Source organism: Alphaproteobacteria bacterium, assembly GCA_030740435.1.
Taxonomy (GTDB): Bacteria; Pseudomonadota; Alphaproteobacteria; order UBA2966; family UBA2966.
The window spans coordinates 1-8,316 of record JASLXG010000195.1; the positions used below are offsets into that span (position 1 = coordinate 1).

At 64.7% G+C, this 8,316-nt stretch carries 7 protein-coding genes; 5 read left to right on the top strand and 2 right to left on the bottom strand.

Annotated elements, in window-relative coordinates; genetic code table 11:
• The first annotated feature begins 394 nt into the window (after nucleotides 1-394).
• Genes QGG75_18730 through QGG75_18745 form a run of 4 tightly spaced genes read left to right on the top strand, consistent with a single transcriptional unit; the run spans nucleotide 395 to nucleotide 5,706 of the window.
• Nucleotides 395-1,546: a uroporphyrinogen decarboxylase family protein gene (locus QGG75_18730; GenBank protein ID MDP6069263.1), complete on the top strand. Its 1,152-nt coding sequence runs from the start codon at nucleotides 395-397 to the stop codon at nucleotides 1,544-1,546.
• A 26-nt stretch (nucleotides 1,547-1,572) separates the two neighbouring features.
• Nucleotides 1,573-2,325: an SDR family NAD(P)-dependent oxidoreductase gene (locus QGG75_18735; GenBank protein MDP6069264.1), complete on the top strand. Its 753-nt coding sequence runs from the start codon at nucleotides 1,573-1,575 to the stop codon at nucleotides 2,323-2,325.
• A 39-nt stretch (nucleotides 2,326-2,364) separates the two neighbouring features.
• On the top strand, nucleotides 2,365-4,509 hold the full coding sequence (locus tag QGG75_18740) for a reductive dehalogenase domain-containing protein (protein MDP6069265.1): 2,145 nt from the start codon (nucleotides 2,365-2,367) through the stop codon (nucleotides 4,507-4,509).
• Nucleotides 4,510-4,512: 3 nt separating this feature from the next.
• A complete protein-coding gene (locus QGG75_18745; protein ID MDP6069266.1) occupies nucleotides 4,513-5,706 on the top strand; it encodes a UxaA family hydrolase in 1,194 nt (397 codons plus the stop codon).
• 120 nt (nucleotides 5,707-5,826) lie between these two features.
• On the opposite strand, the gene QGG75_18750 is transcribed toward QGG75_18745, so the two are convergent.
• Both QGG75_18750 and QGG75_18755 read right to left on the bottom strand, forming a co-directional pair.
• Nucleotides 5,827-6,657, bottom strand: coding sequence for a phytanoyl-CoA dioxygenase family protein (locus tag QGG75_18750; protein ID MDP6069267.1), 831 nt, complete (start codon nucleotides 6,655-6,657; stop codon nucleotides 5,827-5,829).
• A gap of 196 nt (nucleotides 6,658-6,853) precedes the next feature.
• On the bottom strand, nucleotides 6,854-7,579 hold the full coding sequence (locus QGG75_18755; protein MDP6069268.1) for a tetratricopeptide repeat protein: 726 nt from the start codon (nucleotides 7,577-7,579) through the stop codon (nucleotides 6,854-6,856).
• 258 nt (nucleotides 7,580-7,837) lie between these two features.
• Here QGG75_18755 and QGG75_18760 point away from each other — a divergent pair, with 258 nt between their 5' ends.
• Nucleotides 7,838-8,173 (top strand): DUF1153 domain-containing protein, encoded by a 336-nt coding sequence (locus QGG75_18760; GenBank protein MDP6069269.1) that lies wholly within the window; start codon nucleotides 7,838-7,840, stop codon nucleotides 8,171-8,173.
• Nucleotides 8,174-8,316: the final 143 nt, after the last annotated feature.

Here is an 8,316-nt window from a genome sequence, read left to right on the forward strand (position 1 = left end):
GCTCTTCCGAAGGAAAAGCAGATCCTGCATCGCCGCAATAAACCGGCAATGGCCGATAGAATGGATTCCGCTTGTTCGGCGCCCGCGCTCCCCTCAGCCCCCCAAGCTGCAACTCAAGGCGCGGCCTCTCGACCGTGCCGGTCCCGCTTCCTGGGACCACCGCTGGACCCTTTCGCCCCAGCCCCCGGGAGGGTTGCGGCCGGTGTCTCTTTGGCTGCCTGATATATTAGACATCTTCGGCGCCATTGATCAATGACGGCGTGCAATGTTGGCGATTTGACTCCCGAGGCTCCAGCGAGGGTGATATATTAGCCTGGACGGTTCCGGGAGTGCCGGTTTAAGCTATTGAAAAACAACGGATTTCGACCCGGCGGATGGTTCAAGGGAGGTCGCTATGAGTTGGACGCCGAGAGAGCGCGTGCTGGCTGCCATCAACCACGAAGAGCCCGACCGGGTGCCCATCGACCTGGGCGGCACCTTCGCCTCCTCGATCGTGCTGGACGCCTACGACCGGCTCAAGGAGCACCTTGGCCTGGAGCATGAAACCAAGGTCATGTCGAAATTGAACCAGCTCGCGCTGCCCGACGAATCGATACTGCAACGCTTCGGTGTCGATACCCGCCCCATCATGGCCGGGCAATACGAAGACGGCCCCAACCATTGGGTTGACGACCTCACCTACATCGACGAGTTCGGCGTCACCTTGAAAGGCACCACCGGCACCAACGACAAACATTTCCTCTACAAGCACGGCCCCTTCTGGGGCGGCAAGCTGACGCCCGAGCGCATCGACGCCTTCGACTGGCCCGACCCAGACAACCCCGGCCTGGTGCGCGGCATCAAGGAGCAAGTCGCCGCCTACAAGGCGGCCGGCGATTACTGCCTGGTGCTCAACGTGCCGGCCCAGGTCATCCACCGCGCCTATCCCATGCGCGGCATGCAGGACTTCCTCAAGGACTTCTACAAAAACCCGGAAGCCAACTGCTACCTCATGGACCGGCTGGCCGATTACTGCATCCGCACCTCGCAGAACATGATCCGCGAGGCCGGGGCCGAGAACGTCGACATCGTCTTCTTCGGCGAAGACCTGGGCACCCAGGACGGCTGCATGTTCGACCCCGACGGCATCTACGCCCGCTACATCAAGCCGCGCCACGAACGCATCGTGCAGACGCTGAAGGCCGATACCGGCGCCAAGTCGGTGTTCCACTGCTGCGGCTCGGCCTACCATTTCATCCCGCACCTTTTGGACATCGGCGTCGATTCGCTCAATCCGGTGCAGGTGACGGCCAAGAACATGGAACCCGAACGTCTCAAGGGCGAGTTCGGCGACCGCCTGGCCTTCTGGGGCGGCATCAACTCGCAGGAGACCCTGCCCTACCATTCGGCCGCCGACGTCGAGGCCGAGACCAAACGCTGCATCGACATTTTCGGCAAGCAGGGCGGCTATACCCTGACCAGCGTGCACAACATCCAATTCGAGGTGCCGCCGGAAAACGTCGTGGCCATGTTCGACACCGGCCTCAACCATCGCCTGGCCAGCTAGTGCGCTGCAACACCACGAGGTAGTTTGTGAACAAATTTGACCTAGAAGGCAGGACTGCCGTGGTCACGGGCGGCGCCCGTGGCATCGGCTTTGCGATCTGCGAACGCTTGCTGGCCTCGGGCGCCCAGGTGGCAATCTGGGATTTCGATGAACAGGCGGCGACCAAAGCCGTGGACAAGCTGTCGACGGGCGGCAAAACAGTGGCCGTAACCGTCGATATCACCGACGCCGAGGCGGCTGCCCAGGCGGCGGCGGATACGGAAGCGGCCCTCGGGAGCATCGACATTCTGGTCAACTCGGCGGGCATCGCCGGCCCCACCCACACGGTTTGGGAATACCCCGTCGAGGACTGGCGCCGGGTGATCGAGGTCGATCTGGTCGGCACCTATCTGTGCTGCCGCGCCGTGATACCGGGCATGCGCGAACGGGGCTACGGCCGCATCGTCAACATTGCCTCGATCGCCGGCAAGGAAGGCAATCCCAACGCCTCCGCCTACTCCGCCGCCAAGGCTGGTGTGATCGGCCTGACCAAGTCGCTGGGCAAGGAATTGGCGCAAGAGAACATCACCGTCAACTGCCTCACCCCGGCGGTGATCAAGACCGCCATCCTGGATCAGGTGTCGGACGAATTCGTGGCCTACATGCTGTCCAAGATCCCCATGGGCCGCTTCGGCCTGGTCGAGGAAGTGGCCTCGATGGTGACCTGGCTGGCCTCCGAGGAGGCCTCGTTCTCCACGGCTGCGGTGTTCGATATTTCGGGCGGTCGGGCGACCTACTAGAGCGCCTCTGGCGCTCGGATAGCGTTGGCCGGCAGAACCATGTTCATCAAGACCGCCAACGCACGCCGCCGCTACCAACTGGGCCGCTTCCCGGCCGAGACCCTGCCCCGCGACGACGCCGTGTGGGCCACCGAGGCGGCGCTCCCGGCGCTGGGGGCGGAAACGCCAGCTCAGCCCGAAGGGTTGCTGGCGGAGGCGGCGCGGCGCTATCTCGAGGTCTATGCCAAGTTGCGCCATGAAGACGAGGCAGCCGAGCGGGCACCGGTGCCCGACGATCTCGAACGCCGAGCCGCCGATATCAAGGGCAGTGCCTATTTCCTCAACGCAGCAGGGGTCGGCATCTGCCGCGTTCCGGAACTTGCCTGGCGACAGGGCCGGCAGGTCGGGCACGAATTCGCCGTGGTGTTGCTGATCGAGCAGGGCCGCATACCGGAGCCGGACAACCTGGCGGAGCCCTGGTTCGCTCCGGCAGTGGCCGAGCTGGCGGCGATGCGGGCCGCCGAAATCGCCACCGTGGTGGCCCGCCAGATCCGTGTCATGGGATTTTCAGCGACGCCCCAGATGCTGGGCCACAACGATCTCGACCTCGAACGCCTGGCGGTGCTGGCCGGTCTGGTGGTACGTGACGGCGAACGGCTCTGCCATCCTTACCTCGACCAGCGCTTCGCCTTGGCTGCGATTTCCACCAGCTACGAACTGGCCCTGGACCGACCGCTGGCGAGTGGCGCGCTGCGGGGCGCCCGGGGACTGGGCTATTGGCTGGGCCAAAAGGGCGCCGAATCGGGGCGCGAAAGGCGACGCCGGGCAGGCCGCGCCAGCCACCTCGGCGCCTACCAAATGGAGCAGGTCAAACGGGTCGACCGGCCCACCACCTTGATCCTCGACGACGAGGTGCCCCGGGTGCCCAAGCGGGCGGCCTTTTTCGAGCGCGCGCTGCGCGGTGATCTCGGCGACAAGGCCCAGCGCGAACGCCGCCGCTTCGCCACCAAGCATCCCACGTCCTATGGCCTGGCCAAAGCCATCGGCAGCCTGGTGGCATTGCAGGACGGCGAGGTTGCCGATGCCGACACCTCGGCCCATGCCGACGCCGCCGCCAACACCCGGGCGCTGAAGTCGCTCAGCTATGCGCTGGGCGCCGACATCACCGGCATTTGCGAAGTGCCGCACCACGCCTGGTATTCGCACAAGAACGACGGCACGCCGATCGAGCCCTACCATCGCTACGCCGTGGTAATGCTGATCGACCAGGAATTCGAGACCATGGAAGGGGCCAGCGGCGACGACTGGATCTCCGGTGCCCAGTCCATGCGGGCCTACCTGCGCGGCGCCGAGATTGCCGGCCTGATGGCCGAGCTGCTGCGCGAACTGGGTTTTCCGGCGCGGCCCCAGACCAGCGCCGATTCCGACGTGCTGCACCTGCCGTGCATCCTCTGGGCCGGCTTGGGCGAGATGAGCCGCATCGGCGAATTGGTGTTGAATCCCTTCCTCGGGCCGCGTTCCAAGTCGGTGATCCTGACCACCGACATGCCGCTGGTGCCTGACAAACCCATCGACATCGGGCTGCAGTATTTTTGTTCGCACTGCTGGAAGTGCGCCCGCGAATGCCCCTGCGACGCCATTCCCTGGGGCCGGAAGACGGTCTTCAACGGCTACGAGGTCTGGCGCATCGATGCCGAGCGCTGTGCCCGCTACCGCCTCACCAACCACCGCGGCTCGGCCTGCGGGCGCTGCATGAAGACGTGTCCGCTGAACAAGGTGGTGACGGCCGACGGGCCGCTGCTCACCCGGATGGCGAGCTGGCTCGGGGTCAACGCGCTGTGGGCCAAGCCGCTGCTGGTGCCGATCGCCGTTTGGCTCGACGACTGGTTGGGCAACGGCCGGCGCAATCTGGTCAAGAAATGGTGGTTCGACCTGGAAGTGGCGGGCAAGGTGACGGTGGCCGCCCGGGGCGCCAACCAACGCGAACTCGACCTCGATCACAGCCTCGACCCGGAGCGGCAGAAGATCGCCATCTACCCGGCCAGCGTGATGCCCCCGCCCGATCACGATGCGCCCTACCCGGTCGACCGCAAGGCTGCCCTGGCGGCAGCCCGGGTGGTGGAAACGCCGGCCCAGGCCCGGTCGCGCCACGCCGCCGGGGGCGCCAAGCCGGCACAATACGAACCCCCCAAGGCTGGGAGTTGAACCATGCAAGGCTACCCGAGATCCGACGGCCGCAAGGGCATCCGCAACGTCGTCGTCATCGCCTACCTGGTGGAATGCGCCCGCCACGTGGCCCACGAGATCGCGCTCGGCTTCCGTGAGCGCGATGTCCACGTCATCGGATTTTCCGGCTGCTTTCGCAGCGCCTACGGTTTCCAGATGATGGAGCGCTTGTGTTGCCACCCCAACGTCGGCGCCGTGCTGCTGGTGTCGCTGGGCTGCGAGGGTTTTGATCGCGGCCAGTTGGAGGCCCGCATCGAAGCCAGCAGCCGGCCCGTCGAGACCCTGGTGATCCAAAATCGGGGCGGCACCAGCGCCACCATCGCCGCCGGGCAGAAGTGGCTGGAGGGGACGCTGGCAACGCTGGAGGAGCAAAAACCGGTGCCTATGAGCAGCCACGAACTGGTCGTCGGCACCATTTGCGGCGGCTCCGACACGACCAGCGGCCTGACCGCCAATCCGGCCGTGGGCAAGGCGTTCGATTTGCTGGTCGAGGAAGGCGCGGCGGTGCTGTTCGAGGAGACCGGCGAACTCATCGGCTGCGAGCACTTCATGGCCGAACGCGCCGTCCGGCCGGAACTGGGCCAGGAGATCCTGGCCTGCATGGCCAAGGCGGTCGAGTACTATCGCACCATGGGCCAGGGCAGCATCGAGGAAGGCAACCTCGAGGGCGGGCTCTCGACCATCGAGGAAAAAAGCCTGGGGGCCTATGCCAAGAGCGGCCAGTCAGCCATCAAGGGGCTGCTGAAGCCCGGCGACCAGCCGCCGGAAGGCGGGCTCTATCTCCTCGACATCGTGCCCGACGGCGAGCCCCGCTTCGGCTTCCCGTCGATCAACGACAACCAGGAAATCGCCGAGCTGATGGCCTCGGGCTGCCAGGTGATCCTCTTTACCACCGGCCGCGGCTCGGTGGTGGGCTCGGCCGTCGCGCCGGTGATCAAGGTCTGCGCCAACCCGCAAACCTACCGCAATCTGGCCGACGACATGGACGTCAACGCCGGGCGAATTCTCGAGGGCGAAGCGTCCTTGAGCGAGGTGGGTGAGGAGATCCGCGACCTGGTGAGGGCCGTGGCCGGCGGCGCCCGCAGCCGCTCGGAAGCGCTGGGCCACCGCGAATTCGTGCTCGGCTACAAGAGCTTCGAGCCCATCGGCCCCGCCTGCCTGCCGGGCTCGGGCTAGAGCATTTCAAGTTTTGTTGGAATCGCCCGGCCACCCGCTCCCCCTCCCAACCACCCACAGGGTACCATTGATGGGTGGTTGGGAGGGGGAGCGGGTGGCCGGGGTCAATCTTGAAATGCTCTAAAACGACGTGCGGCCGGTGCCGCGGTAGAGCAACTTGGCTTGGCTTTCGGCATAACGCTGGTGCAGCGCCAGCATGGCGGGGTCGAGATCGCTTGCCGGCCGTGGCTCGGATTCGAAATGGCCGTAGTCGTCGACACCCCGCACCAGGGCCGCCGAATCAGTTTCGCCGACTTCCTGGCGGATGTGTGTCGGTAGATAACGGATGGCCATGCCGACGCGCCGGTCAGCCGAGCGGTTGGGCGCCGAGGCGTGGAAGATGCGCACGTGATGAAGCGACATCTCGCCGGGTTCGAGTTCGATCAGCTGGGCCTCGTCTTCGTTGACCTCGACGGCGATCTCCTGGCCCCGGCTCAACAGGTTGTCATCGGCGAAGGTGTCGCGGTGCGCCACCTGGTCGAGCAGATGCGAGCCGGCGATCATCTGCATGGCGCCGCTGGTTTCGTTGGCCGGCGAGAGCGCCAGCCAGGCGGTAACCACGTCGGGCTCGCTGAGGCCCCAGTAGGTCGAATCCTGGTGCCACGAGACGAAGCCCGGATCGCCGGCTTCCTTGATGAAGAAGTTGGTGTTCCAGCAGAGGATATTGGGGCCCAGCACGTCCTCGACGGCGTCGAGGATGGCGCCGTCGCGGACCACCTCGTCGACCCAGGGAAACAACAGGTGGGTTTTGAAGCGATAGGCCCCGCCAATGGGTCCACCGCTGGTTGCCTCAAAGGCCTCGAGCCGGGCTCGGCAGGCTGCCACCCGGGCCGCCGAAAGCACCCGGATGGGCGAAAAAAAGCCATCGCTGCGGTAGCTGGCGATGGCCTCTGCGGACAAAATCTTCGGCATTGCTTTTTGTGCGTTCCCACCGATCGCCAATAGAGTGGCCCCCCCGGGCTATATATATCCGAGCACAGCCAACTTCAGGTGACAAGAATTATTATTAAAATCATTCCAATTTCTTTGCCGGACAATATACGCCCTCGCCCCCGCAACTCGGGCGGGCGCTGGCCTCTGCGCCTTTCCACGCTTTCAGAGTTTTCGCTCAGTCGCCGCCAGCTCCGGCCCCGGCGGTACCGTCATCAGCCTGGCCGCTATTTTCGTTGAGCACATCCAGGTTGCTTTGGGCCATCTCGCTGCCCAGCTCGGCGGCCTTGCGAAACCAGTATTTGGCCGTGTCGTCGCTTTGTTCGACACCGCGTCCCTCGGCGCACATGACACCGAGATTGTACTGGGCGGCGGCCAGACCGGCTTCGGCGGCCGTGCGATAGAGCTCGGCGGCCTTGGCATCGTCTTTTTCCAGCCCGACGCCGTTCTCCCACATGACTCCGAGATTGAAGACGGCCACGGCATAGCCCTGGGTGGCGGACTGGCCGTAAAGGTCGACCGCCTTGACGTAATCATCGCGCGTCACGCCTTCACCGGTCTCATAGAGCCCAGCCAGATTGCACTGCGCCTGGGCATGTCCCTTGTCGGACGCCTTGTTGTACCAATAGGCGACCTCGGCGCATTCCTGTTCAGTGCCCAGACCTACGTGATAGAGCACACCGAGACTGTACTCTGCCTCGGTGTTTCCCGCTTCGGCAGCCGGCGTGAACAGCTCCAACGCCTTGGCGAAGTCCTGGGACACACCGACCCCATTGGCATGCATCAGCCCAAGATTGTATTGGGCCTCGACATCGCCGTCCTCGGCCGCCTTTTCCCATTCTTTACGCGCGCTCTCGAAATCCTCGCGCTCGTACGCTGCCGCTCCTGCCTCGAATGACGCCATACCCTCTCGACGATTTCAACGCACTGCCGGGTCTGTTCCTCGCTCGGTGTCAAGGCAAGGTTTTCCGCCATCTCCGCTACCGTTTGTTGCGCTCGTTCATGCAGGTTCATGAGTCTGCCCCCAAAACCAATCGTTCCGCCAAGGCCGCCGGCCTTCGCTCCTGGGCCTATTAACCATCCTCCTTAGCACTTTCTTAAAACCACCCGACATACCTTGGCGCCAGGCTTCGAACGCCACCACAGGTCACAAAAGCCCACCATGCCCCAGCACTTTCAAGGCAAGTTTTTCTCCGTCGTCGGACCCAGCGGCACCGCGCTGACGCTGGACGACCTGCCCGCTCCGGATACCAAGCGCTGGGTCATCCGGCGCAAGGCGGAGGTCGTGGCGGCCGTCCGTGGCGGTCTCTTGAGCCTCGACGAAGCCTGCCGGCGTTACGCGCTTTCGGTCGAGGAATTCCTCTCCTGGCAACGCGCCATCGAGCGCCACGGCATCCGCGGCTTGCGCGCCACCCGGCTGCAGAGCTATCGCGCCGGCGCCGGCGCGGACGGCGAAGTGTCGGCTCTAGCGCTGAACGTCGCCCCCGGCGACCGTTAACCATAAATCTCCGAAATACGGCCGGATGGCGCCTGAACGACCCAAATCATAGGGTTTGGCTAGGCAAAAGTTGCCCAGTGTTAACCAAGTGTTCACTACCGGTTCGCTAAATTTCAGGCAGGCCACCGGCGCCGGAGACTATT